Consider the following 20932-nt stretch of genomic DNA (forward strand, 5'->3'; position numbering starts at 1 on the left):
ACGACAGTCCGGTCGACATTGAGACAGCAAGCAATCGAACTGTGCCAAACTGCCAGCGCAAGCAGGGTTTGGCGCTCAATGCCGACCACCATACAGCGCTAACAGGTTGCCATCCGGAAATGATGGACCTGTACGGAACGGCCACAATTGTTGATAATAGGAAATCTCGCGCCTTGCTCAAACTATCATTCCGTTCCCATGGCCAGCCTCTCTCCACAACTCCTTCCCCCGCTACGAATGGATGCGGGCCGCTACCGCGAACTCGAAGTCCTCGAGCGCCTGCGCGACTACCTGCCCGAGCGCTTTGAAGTCTTCCACAACATTCCGCTCCATACCCTCCAGGGCGACCGCGACCGCTACGGCGAAATCGATGTTGCGGTACTGTCGCCCGAGGGCTGCGTGCTGTTGATTGAAGTGAAGGCTGGCCCGGTCCTGCTGCGCAATGGCGATATCTTCAAGGTCTACGGCGACGGCGAATGCGACGTAGCGCGCCAAGGCCGCCTGCAACGCGTGGCGATGCAGAATCGCCTGCAGGAAGCGGGCCTCGAGACGGTCGTGTTGAGCTGCCTGGTCCTGCCCGATTACGAACTTGGCGACAGTCAAGTGATCTCGATCCCGCGCGAGCGCATCATCGATGCGACCCGCTATGGCAACATGGTGTCGACCGTCCAGGAGTGGTTGCGCGATCTGCATGGCAAGGCAGACCACACTGCCCTGCGCCGCCTGCTGCTCAACCAGTTCGAAGTCACGCCGAACCTGGAAGTGATGCGAGACCAGTTGTTTGGCGCGGTGCGGCGCCTGGCGGATGGATTGGCCACCTGGGTTCCGCGCATGGGATCCCCGACCGGCGTCTACCGCATCCAGGCCACTGCCGGCTCGGGCAAGACCCAGCTGGCCCTGCAATTGCTCGACACGGCCGCTGACGAGGGCTTAAACGCTTACTACGTCTGCTTCAACCGCAGCCTGGCGGATCATGTCCGCCGGCTGGCCTCGCCGAAGGTGGATGTGGTCAACTTCCATGAACTCTGCGTCGAGCATCACCGGCGCAGGCATGGCGACCCGGCGTTCTCGCCGCAGGCATTCGAGCACATGGCCGATGCCTACGTGGCCGCCAGCACGGAATTCGTGCAGAACCTCGACCTGCTGGTCATCGACGAAGCGCAGGATTTCGACGCAACCTGGGTGGAAAGCCTGTGCAACCGTCTCAAGCCCCACGGCAGGCTGTACGTGCTCGAGGACGATGCACAACGCCTGTACCAGCAAGACGGCTTCGAGCTGGGCGACGCGGTGACCGTGCAGTGCAGCGACAATTTCCGCAGCCCCCGCGTGATCTGCGACCTGATTAATGCGCTCGCTCTGGTGCGGCCGCCAGTGCGGGCCCTTAACCCCTACCGCGGCGAACTGCCCGGCATCCGCACCTACACATCCGAGCAGGAACTGCTGGCACAGACCGAGAGCGCAGTAGCGGCGCTGCGCGCACGCGGCTTCGCCATCGCCGATATCGCCGTCGTCAGCGGACGCGGCCGTGAAAAGTCGGCATTGTTGAACCGGGTCACGATCGGGTCCCATACGACCTGCCGCTTTGCCGGCGAATACGATGCCGCCGGCGAGCCGCGCTGGAGCAAGGGCGAACTGCTGCTCGAATCGGTATACCGCTACAAGGGCCAGAGCGCCCCGGCCGTGGTCGTGACCGAGATGGACTTCGTCGAACTCGACGACGCAGCGCGGCGCCGCCTGTTCGTCGCCCTGACCCGGGCCCAGATGGCGATAGAACTGGTCCTCTCGGCCCGGGCGGAGCGCTGCCTGGCTGACGTCCTCGGCTAGGCCGCCTGCGACAGCTGCGGCGCGTCGTCCCCGGGTGCCGGTGCCGTCAGATCGTAGCCCCACATGAAGAGCGCCGCTTCCAGCCTGCGGCTCGCGGCGGCGCCCGAGCCGAACACGGTGCCGGGGTGCTCTTCCAGCACTGCACGGACGATCCAACTGGCCCGCAGGTTCCACCTGGCGTGGACATGGGGGCGGCTTCCCAGCGTGGGGAAACCGGCAGCCCCAAGCCACGGGTTGCGCAGTTTGCGCCGCGCGGCCTTGGCATCCTCCTTGGCCGGCATGCAGGGAAACCTCAGGCTTTCCGGAATGCGTTGCCCGCCCTGCTCGCGCACCCAGGCGGCGACAAACCATGCCAGTGCCCCTCCTACCCGGCTGTCATAGATGACAAAGTGGTCGAGCAGCAGCGAATACACCTTGGTCATCCCCGCATTGAAGCGCAAGCCAGCGCCGAGCTCGGCGTCGTCGTCCCCCAGCGCAAGCTGGTCGCGAACGCGTGCCAGACACCGCGCCAGGCCATTCGAGTTCGCGCGCAGCCAGGCTTCGTTATGCGGCGCTACGCCGCCCCAGCGTACTACTTCCACCGCCGCATCGCACGACGCGGCGTCGTCCCCGCCGGCGACGGCATCGCGCAGGCGCTCTTGCAAGTCATCCAGCACGGCGGCGTTCTCGGCAAAACTCGTTCCGGCGCAGCGACGCCCGTCGATGCGCCGAAAATTGAATGCCCAGTCGTAGCGTTCGAACGCCGCGCCGAGATTGGTGAACTGCAACGGCGTCGAGCGGGGTCGGGCATAGCCATGCCCGCGGCGCGAACCCGCCTGTAGCTGCTGGCCCATCCAGGCGAGGAAGGGTTTGACGTGCTCGTCGTTCAAATATTCTTGTTTGTGCATGGGCGGCTCCGTAACGGGAGGAAGCGGAGGAGGCTAGACTCGCGGATTCAGAACAGCTCGTCGCTGACCTCGCGCGGCCGGTAACCTTGGCCTGCAGGCCGGATGACCGCGGTCATCGAATGGCGCAGCGCCACCGGATTTTTTTTAACATCGTGGCCGATCGTGAAATTGCCGTCGAACAGCGAGAGCGCATCCTTCAGCGTCGCGGTCAGGCAGTCCGGGTCGCGATAATCTTCTTCGTCCAGGTCGCTCATGGCCGAGAGGATCGCGCAATCTACCAGCGTACCCTCGAGCCATGTGGCGGCCGACGCATAGCCGGCGCACCAGCGGATGGCGCCGCCTTCGATGCAGACTTCTATCGTGACCGTATCCGAGCCGGTATAGCAGGCACCAAGCAGTACGCCGGTGATGTTGTAGTCGCGCGAAATGACATTGATGTGGGACAGCGCTTCCAGCAGGTCGACGCCGCCGATCTTGCGTTTGCTGCCATGGGCCGCAATGTAGACGATGGTGTTACTGTACTGGGTCTTGCACAGGCATTCGAGCGCCTGCCCGAAACTCTTCTTGTCATAGAAATTCGCATGGAACACTTCCGTGTCCCCGGCGAATTTTGCGACGCCATCCACGAAGGGCAGCACACTGCTGCGGTTGGCGTCGGCGTCGTCCAGCCCCCAGGGGGACTCGAGCACCAGGATGGCGCGATGGGCGTGTCGTTTGGTCATGTGCTGCTCTTTCGATAATAGCAAGTTCGATGGAGTGTTGCAGGTTCTGAGTGGCGAACGCCGTATCAGCTCAACATGGCATCTTACCAAAGCAATTTCCGTTAGGAAATACTATGCACCAAGCCATGCGTCTTGCATTGCGGATCGCGTGGCGAACTAGCCTACGCCAGGACCAGAGCGCGCTCGACGGCCTGCGCAGCCGCGTCGATGCGCTTGAGGGCTGCCTCCCGGTCCGCCCGCTGCTCGCGCAGGTTCTGTAGGCCGACCTGGATGTCGCGGCTCATGTCGGTCACGAAGCGTTCCGCCGAGCGCTGCAGGCTGGTCTCGATCTGCTTGATCTTGTCATCGACCTGCCGGCCGATTTCCTTCGCCACGCTCATGATGGCGGCCCGGTGTGCCTGCCTGAGGCCCTCGATCGCGTCATCGGACACCTGTCCGGTCCCGAATTGCTTGACGATGTCAGCGGTGAAATCGGTTTTGCCGAAATCGACCAAGGGAATCGTGATCCGACGCAGACTCTTGTTGATCCCGCTGAGCATCAGCTCGCCATCGAAGTCGGGGCTGCCGGTGTCGAACAGAGCCATCGCCGCCGCGCTGAGGTTGCGGCGCAACTGGTCCAAGTCGAAAGAGCCACGGATCCGCTCCTGGAAGCGGGCCATGCATTCGTGGGCATAGTGGTCGATCTTCTCGATCGCGTCCTGCACGCTGGCATACACGGTGTCGACGTCGCGGTAGCGTGTTTCCCATGTGTGCCCGAAAAACCCGCCGAAGATCGAAACGTCTACCTTGTAGGATTCGCGTTTGGTGCCCTTCACCGATTCGATCCGGGCGTAATCGCGCGACAGGCCAGCCAGCTCGTTCTTGAGCATGGCGAACTTTTCCTCGGCCGCGGCAGCCTGTTCGTCGAATACGTCCTCCAGCTTCAGCCTGCCCTTTTCCAGGCGCGACACCGCCTGCTGCTCGAGGCGTTCGAGTTCGGCCATGGTCCCGCCCTGGATCTGGCGGCGCTGTTCTGCCAGGGCGCGCCGTGCGTCTTCCAGGCAGCGCTTCACCGTCGTGCGCAGGCTGTCGGCCAGCTGCCGTTCCTTGGCTGCCAGCAGCTCGCGCTTGCGCTCTCCCTGGGCCACGATCTCATGCGCCAGCAAGGGGATGTTGGACAAGGCTTTCAAGCGCTCGACGTCGAAGCTGATGCCGGTCGAGCGGCACAAGTCCGCGTAGTGGTTGCAGTCGTCCGGGGACAGCTTGTTGGGGTCCTGGGCCACCAGCCACGCCCACGAGGAGACGAAGCGTGGGCTCCTGCTCTTGAGCTCTTCCAGCAGGCGCAGGCTGCGTGGCTCGCCGCGTAAGCCCTGCACCTGGCGTGCGAACGCCTCTTTGGCCAGCCCCGACATTTTCCGGTCCAGCAACTGCAGCATGGCCTGGAGTGTGACATTCTCGCGCTCGTTCGGCGGATAACGCTCGGCGACGCGCGCCGCCTGTCCCGGCAGCTTGCCGTCCTGGCGCAAGGTCAGGTCGCGCTGGGTACCGACCAGGAATACCGCCTTTTCCCCCAGCCCCGCTTCAGGGAGCTGCTCCCGGAACACTTGCATGTCGCTGGCGCCGAGGAACTGGCCGAGCGGGGACAACAGGAAAATCACGTCGCAACGGGCCAGGTGGGAGCGCGTGATGGCCCCGCGCGATACCACCGGGTCGTTGAAACCCGGCGTGTCGATCACTTCCAGCCCTCTGAGCCGCTCGTCGTTCAGGTGCAACGTGGTCATCTTGGTGATCGGGGTGTAGCGCCCGCCGGCGCCGACGTAGTCCTGCAGCGCATGCGCCAGCTCGCCGACGTCCTGCATGCTGTCGATGATCCTGGTCTGGTCGAAATAGGCGCCGGGGTCGAGCCCTTTCTCGCGCGCCTTGCGCACCAGCTCCGCACAGGCGCTCAAGGCCGGATCGATGTGGCTCTCGATTTCGGCGGGCGTGGGCGCGACCGGCGCTGCGAACGGGCCTTGCGCACTGAGCAAGCGTTCTTCTTCCTGGACGTAGCGCGCCGCGTATTCGTCGGCCCTGGCCTGGATCCCGGCCCAGTCCTCGCGGCTGTAGAACCGCACTTCGGCGCGCGACTGGCTGCCATAGACGATGCTGGTCAGCGCGGCCGTCATCGGGGTCTCGGCCTTGGGCAGCACGACCTGGTTGAACAGGGCGGCATTGAGGAAGGACGACTTACCGGACTTCATCTGTCCGATCACTGCGATCCTGAGGTTGCGCCCTTCGTCCCGGACCGATGCCAGGTCCTTGCCGAATTTCTCTTCCATGCCCTGGAGCTGGGCGAGTGGTTCGGCTTCGAGGGCGTGGACATGCGGGTCGAGCAGTTTGAGGATCTGCTGGAGTTCTTTCATTGGCTTGCGGTGTAATTGTTGTATTGGTAAATGACGAAGTTCATGCAAACACGCGGTCGCCAAGATCGCACTCGGCGACGAAGCCCTGCTCTTCCGCCAGCTCCATCATGTGCTGCGCGAGGTTACGGTTCTTGCGCACCCCATCGCCGGACAGGTAGCACTCGCCCAGGCGGTAGCGGGCCTCGGCGTCGCCCGCCTCGGCAGCCTTCCGGAAGCACTGTACAGCCAGCTCGGGTTCGTCGGCCTGGTAGTGGCAATATCCGAGGCCGGTGATGGCCGGCACGTGGCCGAGCCGCTCGGCCTTGCGGAACCAGCTCGCCGCGTGCGCGCGGTTCACCGCTACGCCCCGCCCGTTCAGGTAGCAGTGGCCGAGGTCGGTCTGCGCCTCGGGATAGTCCTGCTGTGCCGCCAGCCGGAACCACTGCACCGCCAGCGCGTCGTCTTCCGCGCCCTCCGACCCGTGCAGGTATGCCAGGCCGATGGCATGCTGGGCCGCCGCATAGCCCTGCTCGGCCGCCCTCACCTGCCACTCGCTGGCGGTGCGGCGGTTCTTCGCGACCCCGCGTCCTTCGATATGGCATACGCCCAGTTCGTACTGCGCCTCGGGATCGCCCGCCTGGGCCGCCCGCTTGAGCCAGGCGATCGCCTGCGCCAGGTCGAGCCGTCCCGCCAGCTCCGCCGCATGGCAGGCGTACAGCTTCATCTGCGCACCCACGTGCTCCTGTTCGGCAGCGGCCTGGTACCAGCGCAGCGCTGCATCCGGATCGGCGGCTACCCCGTGGCCCGCCAGGTAGCTGTTGCCGAGCACATACTGGGCCTCGGCCAGGCCATGGCCGGCTGCCTTGCGGCACCAGCTGAAAGCCAGCACCGCGCTGGGAGCGGTTCCCGTCCCCAGCCGGTAGCATTCGGCGACCGCGAGCTGCGCCTGCACGTGCTCATGGCAGGCGGCATCAAGCAGTAGCGAGAAGGCGGCGGCATGCTGGCCGCGACCCTGGCGGGCACGCAGCGCCTGCACGGCGTCCTGGTACTGCTGCTCGATCGCGGCCTCGGAACGGGCGTCGGCCAACGAGATGGCATCCATCGCCGCCGCCAGGGCGGTGTCGAGCGAACGCGCGAATTCGTCCAGGCTGTCGATGCGGGCGGCTAGTGCGCGCTGGCCTGCGCGGCGCGCGCCGAGCAGGCGCCCGATACCGGCATTGGTGTCCGCGGACAGCTGCTCGGCCACGAGCCAGAACGCGTTGAGCAGTACCAGCTCCTCGCGTCCCGCCGCCACCTGTTCCTGCAGGTCCTCGCGCAGCCTGTCCATGACCCGGGCGGCAGTGCGCCGCTTGTTCGTCAGGCGCGGCTGCAGGTCGAGCGCATCGAGCCAATGACTGATATCCGAGCCGCCCGCCATCCGGCCTTGAATATATCCCTGCGGCGCCGCCCATGCCATTACCCCGGCACAAGCGATGCAGGCATTGGCGGCCGCGCTTTCCACGGCGCGCATCAGGCCCGGCAGTGCGGACGCCGCCTGCAGGTCGGCCTGGGTGAGAACGAAGTACACCGGGCGCGGGTGCTGCAGCGAACGCAGGAAGCGGATGTCATCGCTGCGCAGCGTGCCGTTGCCGGCATTGACCAGCCAGACAACATGGTCGGCCTGGCGCAAGTGCTGGCGCGCGATCTCCTCGTCGGTCAAGGAATGCGTTTCGCCCTCGGGTTTGTCGTAGCCTGGCGTATCCATCAGCACCAGGTTATTCCAGCGCATCGCGGGTTGCTGAATGACGAGGAGCTTGATCAGGTGCGCCAGTCCAAAGGTGTCACCATCGCCTGCCCTGTACTGGCGGTCGAAGCCGTGTGCCAGCGCCTGCAGCTCCTCCTCGTTGACCGGCACCATCCGGTTCATCATGTTGCGCGCCCGCACCGCCGGGCCGCCGTCGGACAGGCAGGTCGGAATCGCGGTGGTCGGCCCAAGGCCCTCAGGGAGCATTGACATGCCCAGCAGGGTATTCAGGAAACGCGACTTGCCCGCGCTGAAGCCGCCGCCGATGCCTACCGTGATCTTGTTGGCCAGGTCGGGAAACAGCACCAGTTCCTCGACCGAGTCGACGATCGCCGCCAGTTCGCGTTCCCCCGCCATCGCCGCCGGGCCGCGGTCCGGAGCCACGGAGGCGAAGTCCTCCTGCACCAGCTTGCGCAATTGCGCCAATGCGTCCGCCGCCGCCGAGACGGTGAGGGGCGCGGCCAGCAGGCGCGCGATCAGGCCCATCGCAGCGGCCGGATCGGCAAGATAGGGATTGGCGTCCTCGGCTTCCACTTCGTCGAGCAGGTCGTCGGGGATGACGATGTCGTGCAGGTTCATCATGCCTCGGCGCCCTCACTGGCGGCGACGTCGCGCAAGCGGTCGAGCGCCGCCGTAGCACGGGCCTGCAGGTCGGCCTTCTTTGCCACATGTTCCTGCAGCAAGGCTTCGATGCGCCCCATTTGCTCGCGCTCCGAATCGAGCCGCGCCCGGAGCGGCGCGTCCAGGCCATCGAGCGCGGCGCGCCCCTGTGCCTCCAGCAGGGCGCCAGCCTGCATCTCGACCTGCCCGCAGATCAGCTCGATCGCTTCGGCCGCATGGTCCTCGGCCGACACGCGTTGTCCCTTGCCGATCAGAAAGTGACCAAGCAGGCCACCGAGCGCTGCACCGATCAGGGTACCGAGGCCCGGCAACACCGATCCTGCCGCCGCGCCGAACAGTGCGGCCGAACCGCCGATGCCGGCGACCGGCGCCGCCGCGCCCAGCAAGGCCCCGGCGGTCGCACCGGCGCCCGCCCTGGCGGCGCCCGCGGCCAGGTCCGACAATCCGGACTTGTGCCCGCCTTCCGCGCCGGCGCCGGCGCCGAGGTCGAGCGTACCGATCTGGCCGATGTCGACGTCATGCGCGAGCACGCGGGCCAGGCGTTCGAGGCGCACCGTGAAATGGGTGCGCGTGGCAAGCTCGAAGGCATTCTGCGCATCGGCCAGCACCAGGCTGCGGAACTCCTGCTCGGCGGCGATACGCTCCGCGTAGGCCGATCGGCGATTGCGCATGAAACTGCGCACGTCGGCCACGACGGCGCGTGCGACGATACCGGTGCAGTCCGCCAGGAACGCCTGTTCCTCGCGGCGGAAACGGTCATCTAGGCTTTCCATGGCGGCCCCGATCTGCGCCATGCGCTCGCGCAGCGCGGCGTCGTCCGGCGCGCCGAGGGTCTGGGCCAGCAGTTGCCGGGCGCGCTGCACCAGCGCCTCGACCAGCGGGCCGTGACGGCGCACGAACAGTCCTGTCTTGCTGCGGTCGACGTGGGCCAGGAGGTCGTCGAAGCCGGCCAGGTTGCGCTCCTTTGCCGAACACCCGCGCACCAGCTGGTCCTTCGCCAGCCCAGCCTGCTCGGCCAGGCTGCGCTGCAGCGCTTCACGCTCGCTCGCGTTGTTCAGGTCTTCCTGACAGACCAGCAGGGAAAACGCCTGTCCCAGCTGCTTCTGGCGCTGCACGAACGCGCGCTCTTCGTTGCCGACCTGCCCGCGGTTGGCGCACAGGATGAACAGCACGCCGTCGCCAAGGTAATGGGCCAGGGCCGTGTCGTGGTCGATGTTGACCGATCCGATGCCGGGCGTGTCGACCACGACTAGGTCGGGATAACGCTCCAGTGCCGGCATGTCCAGGTGGCGTTCGACATGCAAGATGCGGCGACCGTGCGCGAATGCGGCGAGACGGCTTTCGGTCATGTAGGGTTCGGGAAATTCCTCGCGCGCCGGCACCGATTCCGGCGCCACCGCTGCCCAGCAGACGACCAGCTTTTCCTGGTTCGGCGCCGCGCGGTGGAATTCGACCGGCGCCGAGGTGCATGCGCCGAGGTCGATCTCCTGCACTTCGCGGTCGAGCCAGCTGTTGATGAGGGTGGATTTGCCGGCACTGAACTTGCCGACCAGGGGCACCTTCAGGCGGAAACCCTCGATCGCCGAACGTACCGGCGCCATCTCGCGCCGGAAGGCCGGCGGCAACAGGCCGTCCTTGACCAGGTCTTCCAGGACGTCGAGCTGGCCGGCCCATGCCGCCTTCAGTGCCGTCATCTCGCTGCCATGCTTGACCGGAGCCAGTCCTGCCGCGCGCATGTGATACAGCATTTCGACCAGGAGGTCCCACGCCTTCAGTTCGGTATCGGGACCATAGTCCCAGCTTGCCACGGCATGCTCCACGCCGCCGGCCGTGCGCTGGTTGCGCAGGTCGAGCAGCCAGGCGGCTGCGCCGCGCGGGTGCGCGGCCGACGGCCCGGTCACCAGGCCGGTCGTCAAGGTGCCTGCGCTCTCGCGGTCTTCCAGCAGGTCTTGGAAGAAGCTGCCAACCCTCAGCGTCGCTTCGCCCAGTTCGGCGCGATAGCACATCTCGTGTGCGCTCATGAGCTCGTCCAGGCTCCACGCGCCTTCCGTACGATGGAAGAAGTCGTTCGCCAGCGTGACCAGCCGCAGCGTCACGGGAAGCTGGGCAAGGCGGCGTCCGCGGTAGCGCGGCACGCTGGTATGCGCCAGCCAGCTCAGCAGGCGTCCCTGGCGTTCCAGGCGCTCCACGCGCTCGTCCACCTGCATCAGGCGGTCGCGCAGTTTTCCGTACACCTGCGCCATCGAACGATAGACCCGTTCCAGGTCCTCGTTGTGGCGCTGGCCCTGCCGGGCCATCTCCTGCAGCGCGTCCTGCACCCGGTTCTTCAACACGCAGCTGAACTCCAGGCTCAAGGCGCCCTGCTTCTGCACCGCGTTCACCAGGCGCAAGAGTGCATACTGCCCCTCCGCCAGGGCCAGCTCGTTGTCGGCCGAGAGCTTCTGGGTACGCCCGGTCAGGGCCCCGACCAGGCGCGACAGCATGCCTTCGTCGCGCAGGGCGCCGGCGCGGCCGGCGACCGGAGCGAGCGCCGCAATGGCGTCCAGCACGCCCTCTTCCACGGCCTTGCGGTCCTTTCCGCAGCGGGCCAGGAACTGGTCGACGCCGGTGTGGATGCGCTCGCGGTCGAGCTGGGACAGCAGGGCTTCGCCGGCGAGCGCGAAGGCCGACCGTGGCGCACCGTCTAGCGCAGTGTCCGCATCTGTCGCTTCGTCCGCGACGCCGAGCGGACGGTCGAAACGGTCGTCCGCGACGATCCTGTCGAAATCGGCGATCTTGCCAATGGTCGCGCCGTGCGCTGTGTCGACGCCCCCGATGGCGCTGTGGTTTTCCGCGTCGCGTGCGGCATTGCGCGCCACCTCGTCCCACAACTGCTGGTAGCGCTCGCCGGTGTCGAGGTACTTCTCGAGATGGCGCAGGATGGCCTTGGCGTCGGCATAACCCTGTTCCATGCGCCCTGCCGCCCCCTTGTTCGAGAAGTCGAGCGTCGCCATCACGCTCCCCAGTGCGTGGCGCGGCACGATCGGGATCACGCGCATGCCCGGGAATTGCTGCGGACTGATGGTCAGGTCGGTCTGCGACAGGCAGACCACGATCACGGTGTCGCAGCCGGCTTCCTGCAGCGCGCGCACCGGCACGTTGTCCAGCCGGCGTCCCGGGAGCTCCCAATAGAACCCCCCATCGCTGTAAAGCTCGTCCTCGATGCGCACGGCGTCGAAGATTAGGGGCAGCGCAGCCGTTGCCAGCAGGCCGTCCGCGACGATGGCGGGGTCGCGCAGGGCCCGGTAAACCACACGGTTGTCGTCGTCATGGTGCCAGGCGACCGTCAGCGGTATCGCCGAGCCGGCCAGCAGCGCCGTATCCACGCCTTCGGCGATCATCGATTGCAAGCCTTCGCGCTTGAACAGGCCCTTGCTGGCCGCGGAATTGAGCATGCGGTTCAGCAGGCGGCCCGGCGGCGATTTTTGCGCCAGCGCTTCGGCGAGTCCCGCGACGCCTTCCAGCGTAAGCAGGTTGTGGCGCTCAACATTGAGCCACATCTTTTCGGCAAGGTCGTACTTCCCCTGCGCCATCATCGCGCCGTTCAGCCCGCCGACCGAGGTGCCGGCGACCGCCGCGATATGCCTGTCGATGCCAGTTTCCCGCAACGCATTCCATACGCCGATCTGGTACGCACCTTTGCCACCGCCTCCCGCGAGGACGATGCCGAGTTTTTTGAAATTCATGGGTTATGCGGGCCGTTCAGCCCTGGTCAGTGATGGATAATCGCGGGCTGGGTTCTACAACGCTTGCCGGTACGCGGATTTGTTCTAATAATGGGTACAACTGTAGACTATATTGCACTAAGGCATCAAGTATTGTCTTAAACACGCGCTGCTCGCCTTATGCATAGGCCCTGCTCATGCGCTGCGCGATGCCCGCCAGTTCGTCGCGCAGGTTTGTCGGCTCCCGGACCACGACCCCGTCCCCGAAGCCGAGCAGCCACCACACCAGCGAGCGTGTGTTCGGGACGGTGGCGGCCAGATGCAGGCGTCCGGCGTCGTCCGGCGTCAGCACCTGGTCGCCACTCAACGGCGTCTCGAACAGGTGTTCGCCGGCAGCGCGGGTGAACACGGCGCGCAGGGTGATCGGCGCGCCCGCGATCACGCCGAACTGTCCGGAAGCGATATAGGCGTCGACGTCGAAACCGGGCTTGCGGCGCGCCGGTTCGTACAGCGCCTCGGCCTGCTGCACCCGGTGCAAGGCGATGGTGCGGACATCGTCGTAGCAGCCGAACATGCACACCAGGTAGACCAGGCCGCCGCGCTGCACCACGGCCAGCGGATGGACCGCGGCGTAGACCGTGGGGACGTCCGCGTCGCGCTTGCGGTAGTGGAGCCTGAGCTGGCGGTCCTGCATCAGCGCCATGTAGACGATGCGCTGGCATTCGTCGTCCATGCGCGGCGGCAGCAGCGGCTGCTGGGGCGGCACGCTGCGCACCTTGTCCAGCCAGGCCCGCGGCGGCGCCGTGTCGTCCACCGCCGACAGGGTGCGGGCCGCCGACTGGAAGTGCGGGCGCAGGGCATCGACTGCGTTCGGCGGCAGGTGGTGGTGCAGGTGCTGCTCGACCAGCGTCAGCGTCAAGGCCTCGGGCAGGGTCAGCCCGGGCAGGTCGAAGCTCGATGCATCGCGCAGCCAGCTCCATCCGAACGGCTTGTCGCGGCTGTCGACCACGATCGGGAACACCGTCGACAACTCCTTCAGGTCGCGCTCGACCGTCCGCTTGGCCACGTCGAATCCGGCGGCGCACAGGCGCTCGCACAGGTCCCTGGCCGATACCTTGAGCGGGGCGCGCGGCACCATGCGCAGCATGTGCCACTGGCGCAGCAGGGATTGCTGGTTGGTCGCCATCAGAAGTCCTCCGCCCAGCGTTCCCAGAAACCGGGCTCGTCGTGCGCGGCATTTTCCATCGCATGGTCGAGCGAGAGGACATAGAAGCGTACGCCTGCATGCCGCATCGTCCCGTCCGGATGCTCGAGGTAATCGCGCAAGGCGCAGTACCCGGGCAAGGACTCGTCGTAGGGAACGTCCAGGTAGACCTGGCCGAGATAGGAGACCATCCGCGAAGGATTCGCGAACGGACCGCAGCGGGTCCAGGGCATGCCGTGCGCGTCGAACCAGGCCAGCACCTCCGCGCGTACCGGATCGTCCTCGAACCGGTATTCGCGCCACTCGCTGAAGGGCTGCGGATGGAACTCGAGGTAGAGGGCGTCGCGTCCCTTCTTGCGCGCGATCGCGTCGATGTGCTGGATCAGTGCAGGCATGTACGTGCGGGCCGCCGGCCGGCGGCCACGAGTAGTGGTTCAAAATGTCATCTTAGCAAAGAAATTGCCAATAAGAAATACCGCCGATCTGCTTAGGGCGCTGCGCTGCCGTAGACGAGCGTGTGCGCCGCCTCGGGGGACTGCGCATGCACCAGTTCCCCGATCGCAGCGGCGATCTTCTGTCCGCCCTGGGCGGACGGCTCGATCGGCGACGAGGACGCGTAGTCGCCCGCATCGGCGCACACCACCCGCAGGTCGATCACCGGCACGCGCCGCAGCACCGCCTCGCGCAGGATCACGTCGTTGAACGGCGCCAGCGCGGTGCGCAGGCCGGGCGAGAGGCCGGGTACGGCGTCGTAGATCGTCGCCACGGCCACCGGACTGCCCTGCGCCAGCAGCAGGTCGAGCATGTCGCGGTAGGCGCACCGGAAGCCGGCCTGCCACGCCGCCAGCAGTTCGGCTGCCTCGAGTACCGTGCTGACCGGCGAATGCATCGCCCCGACCAGGCCCAGCACGTCGTTGCCGCCGCAGCTCGCCACCAGCCAGTCGGCCGGCTCCGGCAGCTCGCGCAGGCGCGCCACCTGCGCCGCCATGTCCGCCAGCACGCTGCCGTCGCGCGCCAGCAGCGACACGCGGTGCGGCCGGCCCGACAGCGATTGCAGGCGGGCCTGGACTTCGGTCCCGGCCGGGACATACGGGGCATTATCGAAGATCGAATCCCCGAGCAATACGATGTGCGCCATCTGCGCCTCCTTCATTCAACATTCAAAGATTCATGACTGGCCGGCGCCAGGCCCCGGCCGCAGCGCCTGCGACAGCACCTGCCGGACCAGCTCGCCGATGCCGGGCGCCGAGGATTCGCGTTTGCCGGCAACGTTCAGGGTCCCGACGCCGTGGCGCGCGAGAAAACGCGCCACGTATTTCGGGTGCACGCCGGGACGCACATGGAGCCAGGGCTTGCCCAGGCTGTCCGCGAACGCGCCGGTGCGTTTCGATCCCCCGTCGAGCCGGTCGTCGAGGGTGAAGATCAGGGTCGCGTCGCTGTCGCGCACGTTCCACTCGGTGCGCTGCAGGTAGGCCGCGGTCGGGGTTTCCTGCAGCAGGTAGCGGTCCGGCAGCACGCCGTCCTCGGTCTTGCGCCCGCGCGGGCACCAGCCGCCGTGGGGCACACCTTGCCCGATCGCCCAGTCGAGCGCTGCCCGGTCGGCCCCGGTCTGCCCGCCGGCCACCAGCTTGAAGCCGGGGCCGGGCACGAACACATCATCCATCCATCCTCCGTATCGATTCGACGAAGCGCCAGTCTAGCGATGCGCCGCGACAAACGCTGTCGCAGGTCCGCTGCGACACCGCCTGTCGCCCGCGTCCCTACACTGGCTGCTCGACCATTGCCGGGAAGGCCGCATGAAAAGACAGCTACTCACCGATGCACGCTACCATACCATCGGCTACATCGACACCGCCGCCGACGGCAAGCAGACTGCGCGCGACGCGCGCCTGCATGTCGTCGGCTACTACGACCCGCAGGCCGACACGACGTGCGATGCCCGCCTCCGGACGGTCGGCCGCGGCAACCTGCTGGCCTCGCTGGTCGCCTCGTCCTGAAAGGAGCGCGGCAATGAGCAAAGGACTGGTGCATTTCGTGCACGGCAAAGAGAGCGGCCCGAACGGCAGCAAGATCGTCGCTCTGGCGAAGGTGGCGCGGCAGCACGGCTGGGACGTCGCCAGCCTCGACTACTCGCATACCACCGATCCGGCGATCCGCCTGGAACAGTTGAGGAAGGCCTGCAAGGTCCTGGACCAGACCCTGCTGCTGGTGGGGTCGAGCATGGGCGGCTGGGTCGCGGCGGAAGCGTCGGTCAGGCTCGACGCCTACGGCGTGTTCCTGCTCGCGCCCGCCCTGTACATGCCGGATTATCCGGTCCCGGCCCCGGCGATCCTGGCTTACCAGGCGGAGATCGTGCACGGCTGGGACGACGAGGTCATCCCTTGCGAACATTCGATCCGCTTCGCGCGACTGCGCGGCTGCACTCTGCACCTGGTGCCGGGCGACCACCGCCTGAACGCCCGCATTCCCCTGCTGTGCGAGCTGTTCGGCGCCTTCCTGTCGCGCTGCGCGCAAGCCTCCTGAACCGCTGCCCCGGGATCGGCTGCGACATGTCCTGTCGCGCCGCCCGCGACAATGGCGGCATCCGAGCAGCCGAAGTAGGAAGCAGATGAAAGAACGAACGAGACAGCGCCGCCGCAACGCACCCGCCCCCGAACGCCCCATCGCCCCGGTCATCCGGCTGTGGATGCTGCGCATGCTGGTGCCGCTTGCAGGGCATCGCGAGCTGGTCGGTTCGCGCGGATTCATGGACGACGCGGTGGCCCGCGTCCTCGGGCTCGACGAGTGGATCGACCCCGAAGACCGGGATTTCGACCCGGCCGCGGTCCGGACGCGCCTGCGCGAACTGCACCGCCAGGCCGAGCGCTGCGCCGACCGTGCACTACCGCCCGTCCTCGATGCGAACATCGCGCGCCTGGCCGAGCTGGTGGGACTCTCGGCGACCGAGTGCGCGATCCTCGGCTTCGCGCCCCTGCTGCACCACGAGCGCGCGCTGGACAAGGCGGCCGACACCCTCGGCGTGCTGTCGTCGGGAGCGATTGCGGACGTGCTGGCGCTGCTGCTCGAGCTTCCTGTGTCCGAGATCCGCCGCGCCCTCCTCGGGCACGGTGTGCTGGCGCGCTCGGGCCTATTGAACGTGGACCGCAGCGGCACCGCGCTGCTGGCCGCCAAGCTCGACCTGCTGTCCAGGCAGTTCGCCGAGTCGATTCTTGGTTCCGAGACCGACCCGATCGCGCTGCTGCGCGATACCGTCGCCCCGAGCACGCCGCCGCGCCTTTAGCTGGGCGACTTCTCGCACCTGGACGAGGCCCTTGCAATCCTGCGTCCCTACCTGGCACAGGCGGTGGCCGGCAACCGCCACGGCGTCAACGTCTTCGTGCACGGTGCGCCCGGCACCGGAAAAAGCGAACTGGCGCGCGCGCTTGCGGCCGCGCTCGGGTGCGAACTGTTCGAGGTGGCCAGCGAGGACGAGGACGGCGACCCGGTCACCGGCGAGCGCCGCCTGCGCGGCTACCGCGCCGCCCAGAGCTTCTTCGACCGCCGCCATGCGCTGCTGCTGTTCGACGAGGTGGAAGACATCTTCGGCGACAGCGGCAGTCCGTTCGGCTCGCGCAGCACCGCCCAGCGGCGCAAGGCATGGCTGAACCGCATGCTCGAACAGAACCGTGTCCCAACGCTGTGGCTGTCGAACACGATCGAGGACATCGATCCGGCCTTCATGCGCCGTTTCGACATGGTGGTCGAGGTGCCGGTGCCGCCGCGCGCCCAGCGCGAGCGGATCCTGCTTGCCGCCTGCGGCGACCTGGCCGACGCGCCGACCCTGGCGCGCATGGCAAGGGCCGAGGCGCTGGCCCCTGCGGTGGCAGAGCGCGCGGCGACGGTGGTGCGCGCCATCCGCAGCCAGTTCGACGATGCCGGCGCCGCCCGCGCCCTCGAGTGGCTGGCCAGCCGCACGCTCGAGGCCCAGGGGCATCCGGCGCTGGACGCCGGGGCCGCGGCCGGGCTGCCCGACCACTACGACCCCGCGATCCTGAATGCCGACGCCGACCTGGCGGCGTTGGCCGCCGGCTTGGCCTCCAGCCGCTCGGCACGCCTGTGCCTGTACGGCCCGCCCGGCACCGGCAAGACCGCGTTCGGACGCTGGCTTGCCGACCGCCTCGGAATGCCGCTGCTCCCGAAAGGCGCCTCTGAGCTGATGTCGAAATGGGTCGGCGAAAGCGAAAAGGCGATCGCCGCGGCCTTCCGCCAGGCCGAGCGCGAAGGCGCCCTCTTGATGATCGACGAGGTGGACAGCTTCCTGCGCGACCGCGACGGCGCGCGCCATTCCTGGGAAGTTACCCGGGTCAACGAAATGCTGACCCGAATGGAGAGCTTCGGTGGGGTCTTCATCGCCTCGACCAACCTGATGGGCGACATCGATCCGGCCGCGCTGCGGCGCTTCGACCTGAAGATCCGCTTCGACTACCTGGAACCGGACCAGGCCGCGCTGCTGCTCGCCCGCCAGTGCGCGGGCCTGGGCGTCGCTCCGCCGCTGCCGGCGGACCTGGGCCGGGTGCGGCGGCTTGCCAGACTGACGCCGGGTGACTTCGCCGCGCTGGCGCGCCGGCACCGCTTCACCCCTTTCACCGACGCCGCCGGGCTGGTGGCGGCCCTCGACCAGGAATGCGCGCTCAAGCACGGCAGGCAGGCCGCGATCGGTTTCCTGGTCTGAGCGGCTGGCGAATTAACATGATGACATTTTATTTCAGAAAGGCAATAATATTGAAATAATCTTTCCCATTGTTGAGCTCGTGACCATGCCCCGCCTGTCCAAGTCCAAGCTGCTGGCCTTCCGCCAGTGCGAACGCCGCCTCTGGCTCGAACTGCACCGACCCGGCCTGCGCCAGGATGACGATGCCAGCCTGGCTGCCTTTTCGGCCGGGCACCAGGTCGGCCTCCTGGCGCGCCAGCTGTACGACCCCGACCGTTATGGGGTCCTGCTCGATCCCATCGGCGACGGCATCGAGGCAACGCTGGCGCGCAGCCGTAGCCTGCTCGCCACCGCCCAACCGGTCTTCGAGGCGGGCTTCGAAGCCGGCGGCGCCCTGGCCTTCGCCGACATCCTGCTGCCGGTCGACCCCGATGCGCGGCGCTGGAGCATGGTCGAAGTGAAATCGGCCACCAGGCTCAAGGACTACCACCGCGAGGACGCGGCCATCCAGGCCTTCGTCGCGCGCGCCGCCGGCGTCGCGCTCGATCGGATCGCGTTGGCCCGCATCGACAGCGCCTGGGTGTACCCCGGGAACGGCCATTATCGCGGCCTGCTGGTCGAAGAAGACCTGAGCGCCGACGCCTTCGGACGGCATGGCGAGGTCTCGTCCTGGATCGCCCGCGCCCAGGAAGTGGCGACGCTGAAGGACGAGCCGGACGTGCGGCCCGGCGAACACTGCGACAGTCCCCATGCCTGCGGCTTCAAGGCGCACTGCAACGCCGCCATGCCGGCGGCGGAGTATCCGGTGAGTTGGCTGCCGAGAAGGACCGGCCGCGCGCTCAAGCAGTGCATCGGCGAAGGCGCCGCCGACATGCGCGACGTGCCGGACGAACTCCTGAACGACACCCAGTTGCGCGTCAAGCGCCATACCCTCACCGGCGCGATCTATTTCGATGCCGGCGGCGCCGCGGCTGACCTAGCGCCCTACCCGCCGCCGGCCTGTTTCATCGACTTCGAGACCATCGCTTTCGCGGTGCCGGTCTGGGCGGGCACCCGTCCGTTCCAGATGATCCCGTTCCAGTTCAGCGTGCACCGCCTGGACGCGGCGGGCAAGCTGGCGCACCGCGACTTCCTCGACCTGTCCGGCGACGATCCCTCGCGCCCCTTCGCCGAAGCGCTGGTCGACGCCTGCCAGGGGCCGGGGCCGGTCTTCGTCTACAACGCCGGTTTCGAGACCGCCCGCATCGCCGAACTGGCGGCACGCTTCGCCGACCTGGCCCCGGCCCTGCTGGCGATCAACGAGCGCGTGGTGGACCTGCTGCCGGTGGCGCGGGAACGCTATTACCATCCCGGACAGCAGGGCAGCTGGAGCATCAAGCGGGTGCTGCCGGCGATCGCACCCGACTTGCGCTACGACGCGCTCGACGGCGTCCAGGACGGCGCCGCCGCCATGCACGCCTTCCTGGAAGCGATCGCCCCGGATACCGATCCGGCGCGCAAGCGGCAGATCGAACGCCAGCTGCGCGACTACTGCCACCTCGATACGCTGGCCATGGTGCGGCTGTGGGAATTCTTCTCGTGGAGGGAGGAGCCAAGCGACCTGGAACGGCGTATCCTGCAGAACGACGAACTGGTGCAGGCCATCCTCGCGTCGGCCCGGGACCTGGGCGAGCCGATGTCGGCCGAGGAGTTCATCGCCCGTCTCGACCAGGCCGATGGCGAGGCCGCGCCCGGGGACTGAGCGCCGCCTGCGACGCCGCTTGTCGCCGCGCCACCTATCATGACCCCAACGCGCAGGGCACCCCGCGCGTATTGTCGTGAAAGGAAACACCATGCATACCGAATCGTCCAGCGCCGGCATCGGCGCGGCGGACCCCTTGCTGGCGCAGGCCGGCGCCTGGATCGGCCGGCTTCGCGGCGCCGGCGAGGAAATCCTGCTCTACCCCGTGTCGCGGCTGCAGCGCCAGTTCAGGCTCGGCTACTCGCGCAGCTGCGCGCTGGCGCAGGCCTTGGCGCAACGCGGCGAATGGACGATCGGCTTCACCGAGAACGGGACCCTCTATGCCCGCCTGGCACGCCCGGCGCAGGAGCTGCCGGCATGAGCGCGGCGCCGGATACCGCGCAGGCCATCGAGCGCGCCGCCGCGCTGATCGCGGCCGCCGATGCCCTGGTCATCGCTGCCGGCGCAGGGATGGGCGTCGATTCCGGCCTGCCCGACTTTCGCGGCAACGCCGGCTTCTGGAAGGCCTACCCGGTGCTGGCCGCCGAAGGGACCGCCTTCATGGACATCGCCAGTCCGGCCGCGTTCTTCGCCGATGCGCGCCGCGCCTGGGGCTTCTACGGGCACCGGCTGGACCTGTACCGCCGCAGCCTGCCGCATGATGGCTACCGGCTCCTGCGGCGCTGGGGCGAAACGAAGCGCCACGGCTATTTCGTGTTCACGAGTAATGTCGACGGCCACTTCCAGAATGCGGGATTCGATCCGCTGCGTATCGACGAGTGCCACGGTTCGATCCATCGGCTGCAATGCCTGGTGCCGTGCTCGCCCGCCCTGTGGCCGGCCTCCGGCCTGCAGCCGGCGGTCGACGAGACGCGCTGCGAGCTGCTCGGCCCCCTGCCTGCCTGCCCGCACTGCGGCGCCGTCGCACGCCCGAATATTCTGATGTTCGACGATTACGGCTGGGTCGAGGAACGGCGCGCGCTGCAGGCGGCACGCTGCCGGGGCTGGCTGGATCAGGTACGCCGTCCGGTGGTGATCGAGATCGGAGCCGGACTGAACATCCCGACCGTGCGCCATTTCGCCCACCGGGTCGTATTGCGGCATGGCGGGTCGCTCATCCGGATCAATCCGCGCGAGGCCGACCCCGGCAGCATGCCCGGCATTGGCATTCCCGCCGGCGCCCTGGAGACGCTCACGGCGATCGACGCCCTGCTCGGGCGAAAGCAGGCTTGATCGCATGCCCACGGTATTCGGCGATCGCCTGTACGTCGGCGGCCAGGTCTTCACGATCGACTGTCATCCCCTCGATCCGTGCTTGGCGTCGCTGCCGCGGCGCCCCTGCGGGCGGCTGGCGCGGCAGCCGGCGCCGTACTGGGTACCGGCCACGCAGCTTTCACGATGACGAAATCGTGCTCGA

At 67.5% G+C, this 20932-nt stretch carries 17 protein-coding genes; 8 read left to right on the top strand and 9 right to left on the bottom strand.

The features are described 5' to 3' along the window. The first annotated feature begins 237 nt into the window (after positions 1-237). On the top strand, positions 238-1824 hold the full coding sequence (locus HMPREF9710_RS14930; protein WP_005667620.1) for an ATP-binding domain-containing protein: 1587 nt from the start codon (positions 238-240) through the stop codon (positions 1822-1824). On the opposite strand, the gene HMPREF9710_RS14935 is transcribed toward HMPREF9710_RS14930, so the two are convergent. The 9 genes from HMPREF9710_RS14935 to HMPREF9710_RS14975 form a co-directional block, all read right to left on the bottom strand. Then, positions 1821-2711 carry a hypothetical protein gene (locus HMPREF9710_RS14935; protein WP_005667622.1) on the bottom strand — a complete coding sequence of 297 codons (891 nt, stop codon included), beginning with the start codon at positions 2709-2711 and terminating at the stop codon, positions 1821-1823. The two genes, HMPREF9710_RS14930 and HMPREF9710_RS14935, sit on opposite strands and share 4 nt — an antisense overlap. Before the next feature lie 47 nt (positions 2712-2758). After that, complete coding sequence (locus tag HMPREF9710_RS14940; protein ID WP_218918202.1) at positions 2759-3400, bottom strand: hypothetical protein; 642 nt, start codon at positions 3398-3400, stop codon at positions 2759-2761. Between the two features lie 194 nt (positions 3401-3594). Continuing rightward, a complete protein-coding gene (locus HMPREF9710_RS14945; protein WP_005667627.1) occupies positions 3595-5814 on the bottom strand; it encodes a dynamin family protein in 2220 nt (739 codons plus the stop codon). A gap of 40 nt (positions 5815-5854) precedes the next feature. Further along, positions 5855-8158, bottom strand: a complete 2304-nt coding sequence (locus HMPREF9710_RS26640) for a dynamin family protein (RefSeq protein WP_005667628.1) — start codon at positions 8156-8158, stop codon at positions 5855-5857. Beyond that, positions 8155-11922 carry a patatin-like phospholipase family protein gene (locus HMPREF9710_RS14955; protein ID WP_005667630.1) on the bottom strand — a complete coding sequence of 1256 codons (3768 nt, stop codon included), beginning with the start codon at positions 11920-11922 and terminating at the stop codon, positions 8155-8157. Before HMPREF9710_RS14955 ends, HMPREF9710_RS26640 begins: the two co-directional genes overlap by 4 nt. A gap of 157 nt (positions 11923-12079) precedes the next feature. After that, the gene (locus HMPREF9710_RS14960; protein ID WP_005667632.1) at positions 12080-13087 is read right to left on the bottom strand and encodes a helix-turn-helix transcriptional regulator; all 1008 of its coding nucleotides are present in this window, start codon (positions 13085-13087) and stop codon (positions 12080-12082) included. Further along, positions 13087-13500, bottom strand: a complete 414-nt coding sequence (locus tag HMPREF9710_RS14965) for a hypothetical protein (RefSeq protein ID WP_005667634.1) — start codon at positions 13498-13500, stop codon at positions 13087-13089. The genes HMPREF9710_RS14960 and HMPREF9710_RS14965 overlap by 1 nt, the downstream gene beginning before the upstream one ends. 92 nt (positions 13501-13592) lie before the next feature. Continuing rightward, positions 13593-14243 carry an SGNH/GDSL hydrolase family protein gene (locus HMPREF9710_RS14970; RefSeq protein WP_005667637.1) on the bottom strand — a complete coding sequence of 217 codons (651 nt, stop codon included), beginning with the start codon at positions 14241-14243 and terminating at the stop codon, positions 13593-13595. Positions 14244-14273: 30 nt separating this feature from the next. Next, positions 14274-14768: a putative molybdenum carrier protein gene (locus tag HMPREF9710_RS14975; protein WP_005667639.1), complete on the bottom strand. Its 495-nt coding sequence runs from the start codon at positions 14766-14768 to the stop codon at positions 14274-14276. A gap of 133 nt (positions 14769-14901) precedes the next feature. Here HMPREF9710_RS14975 and HMPREF9710_RS14980 point away from each other — a divergent pair, with 133 nt between their 5' ends. The 7 genes from HMPREF9710_RS14980 to HMPREF9710_RS15005 all read left to right on the top strand — a co-directional run bounded on the left by HMPREF9710_RS14980 (position 14902) and on the right by HMPREF9710_RS15005 (position 20748). Then, complete coding sequence (locus tag HMPREF9710_RS14980) at positions 14902-15102, top strand: hypothetical protein (protein ID WP_005667640.1); 201 nt, start codon at positions 14902-14904, stop codon at positions 15100-15102. 13 nt (positions 15103-15115) lie between these two features. Beyond that, the gene (locus HMPREF9710_RS14985) at positions 15116-15628 is read left to right on the top strand and encodes an alpha/beta hydrolase (protein WP_005667642.1); all 513 of its coding nucleotides are present in this window, start codon (positions 15116-15118) and stop codon (positions 15626-15628) included. 85 nt (positions 15629-15713) lie between these two features. Continuing rightward, entirely contained in the window at positions 15714-16385 is a 672-nt protein-coding gene (locus tag HMPREF9710_RS28590; protein ID WP_005667644.1) for a hypothetical protein, read from the top strand. Positions 16386-16448: 63 nt separating this feature from the next. Next, positions 16449-17816: an ATP-binding protein gene (locus HMPREF9710_RS14990; RefSeq protein ID WP_005667646.1), complete on the top strand. Its 1368-nt coding sequence runs from the start codon at positions 16449-16451 to the stop codon at positions 17814-17816. A gap of 85 nt (positions 17817-17901) precedes the next feature. Continuing rightward, the gene (locus HMPREF9710_RS14995) at positions 17902-19536 is read left to right on the top strand and encodes a DUF2779 domain-containing protein (RefSeq protein WP_005667647.1); all 1635 of its coding nucleotides are present in this window, start codon (positions 17902-17904) and stop codon (positions 19534-19536) included. A gap of 91 nt (positions 19537-19627) precedes the next feature. Continuing rightward, entirely contained in the window at positions 19628-19897 is a 270-nt protein-coding gene (locus tag HMPREF9710_RS15000; RefSeq protein WP_005667649.1) for a hypothetical protein, read from the top strand. Next, positions 19894-20748, top strand: a complete 855-nt coding sequence (locus HMPREF9710_RS15005) for an SIR2 family NAD-dependent protein deacylase (RefSeq protein WP_005667651.1) — start codon at positions 19894-19896, stop codon at positions 20746-20748. The genes HMPREF9710_RS15000 and HMPREF9710_RS15005 overlap by 4 nt, the downstream gene beginning before the upstream one ends. Positions 20749-20932: the final 184 nt, after the last annotated feature.

The sequence above is a fragment of the Massilia timonae CCUG 45783 genome (assembly GCF_000315425.1).
GTDB classification, from domain to species: domain Bacteria; phylum Pseudomonadota; class Gammaproteobacteria; order Burkholderiales; family Burkholderiaceae_D; genus Telluria; species Telluria timonae.

Coding starts and splice junctions, on each gene's coding strand:
- HMPREF9710_RS14930 (WP_005667620.1), top strand. CDS start 238: ATGGATGCGGGCCGCTACCGCGAACTCGAAGTCCTCGAGCGCCTGCGC.
- HMPREF9710_RS14945 (WP_005667627.1), bottom strand. CDS start 5,814: ATGAAAGAACTCCAGCAGATCCTCAAACTGCTCGACCCGCATGTCCAC.
- HMPREF9710_RS28590 (WP_005667644.1), top strand. CDS start 15,714: ATGAAAGAACGAACGAGACAGCGCCGCCGCAACGCACCCGCCCCCGAA.
- HMPREF9710_RS15005 (WP_005667651.1), top strand. CDS start 19,894: ATGAGCGCGGCGCCGGATACCGCGCAGGCCATCGAGCGCGCCGCCGCG.
- HMPREF9710_RS14965 (WP_005667634.1), bottom strand. CDS start 13,500: ATGCCTGCACTGATCCAGCACATCGACGCGATCGCGCGCAAGAAGGGA.
- HMPREF9710_RS14995 (WP_005667647.1), top strand. CDS start 17,902: ATGCCCCGCCTGTCCAAGTCCAAGCTGCTGGCCTTCCGCCAGTGCGAA.
- HMPREF9710_RS14935 (WP_005667622.1), bottom strand. CDS start 2,711: ATGCACAAACAAGAATATTTGAACGACGAGCACGTCAAACCCTTCCTC.
- HMPREF9710_RS15000 (WP_005667649.1), top strand. CDS start 19,628: ATGCATACCGAATCGTCCAGCGCCGGCATCGGCGCGGCGGACCCCTTG.
- HMPREF9710_RS14955 (WP_005667630.1), bottom strand. CDS start 11,922: ATGAATTTCAAAAAACTCGGCATCGTCCTCGCGGGAGGCGGTGGCAAA.
- HMPREF9710_RS14975 (WP_005667639.1), bottom strand. CDS start 14,768: ATGGATGATGTGTTCGTGCCCGGCCCCGGCTTCAAGCTGGTGGCCGGC.
- HMPREF9710_RS26640 (WP_005667628.1), bottom strand. CDS start 8,158: ATGATGAACCTGCACGACATCGTCATCCCCGACGACCTGCTCGACGAA.
- HMPREF9710_RS14970 (WP_005667637.1), bottom strand. CDS start 14,243: ATGGCGCACATCGTATTGCTCGGGGATTCGATCTTCGATAATGCCCCG.
- HMPREF9710_RS14980 (WP_005667640.1), top strand. CDS start 14,902: ATGAAAAGACAGCTACTCACCGATGCACGCTACCATACCATCGGCTAC.
- HMPREF9710_RS14960 (WP_005667632.1), bottom strand. CDS start 13,087: ATGGCGACCAACCAGCAATCCCTGCTGCGCCAGTGGCACATGCTGCGC.
- HMPREF9710_RS14985 (WP_005667642.1), top strand. CDS start 15,116: ATGAGCAAAGGACTGGTGCATTTCGTGCACGGCAAAGAGAGCGGCCCG.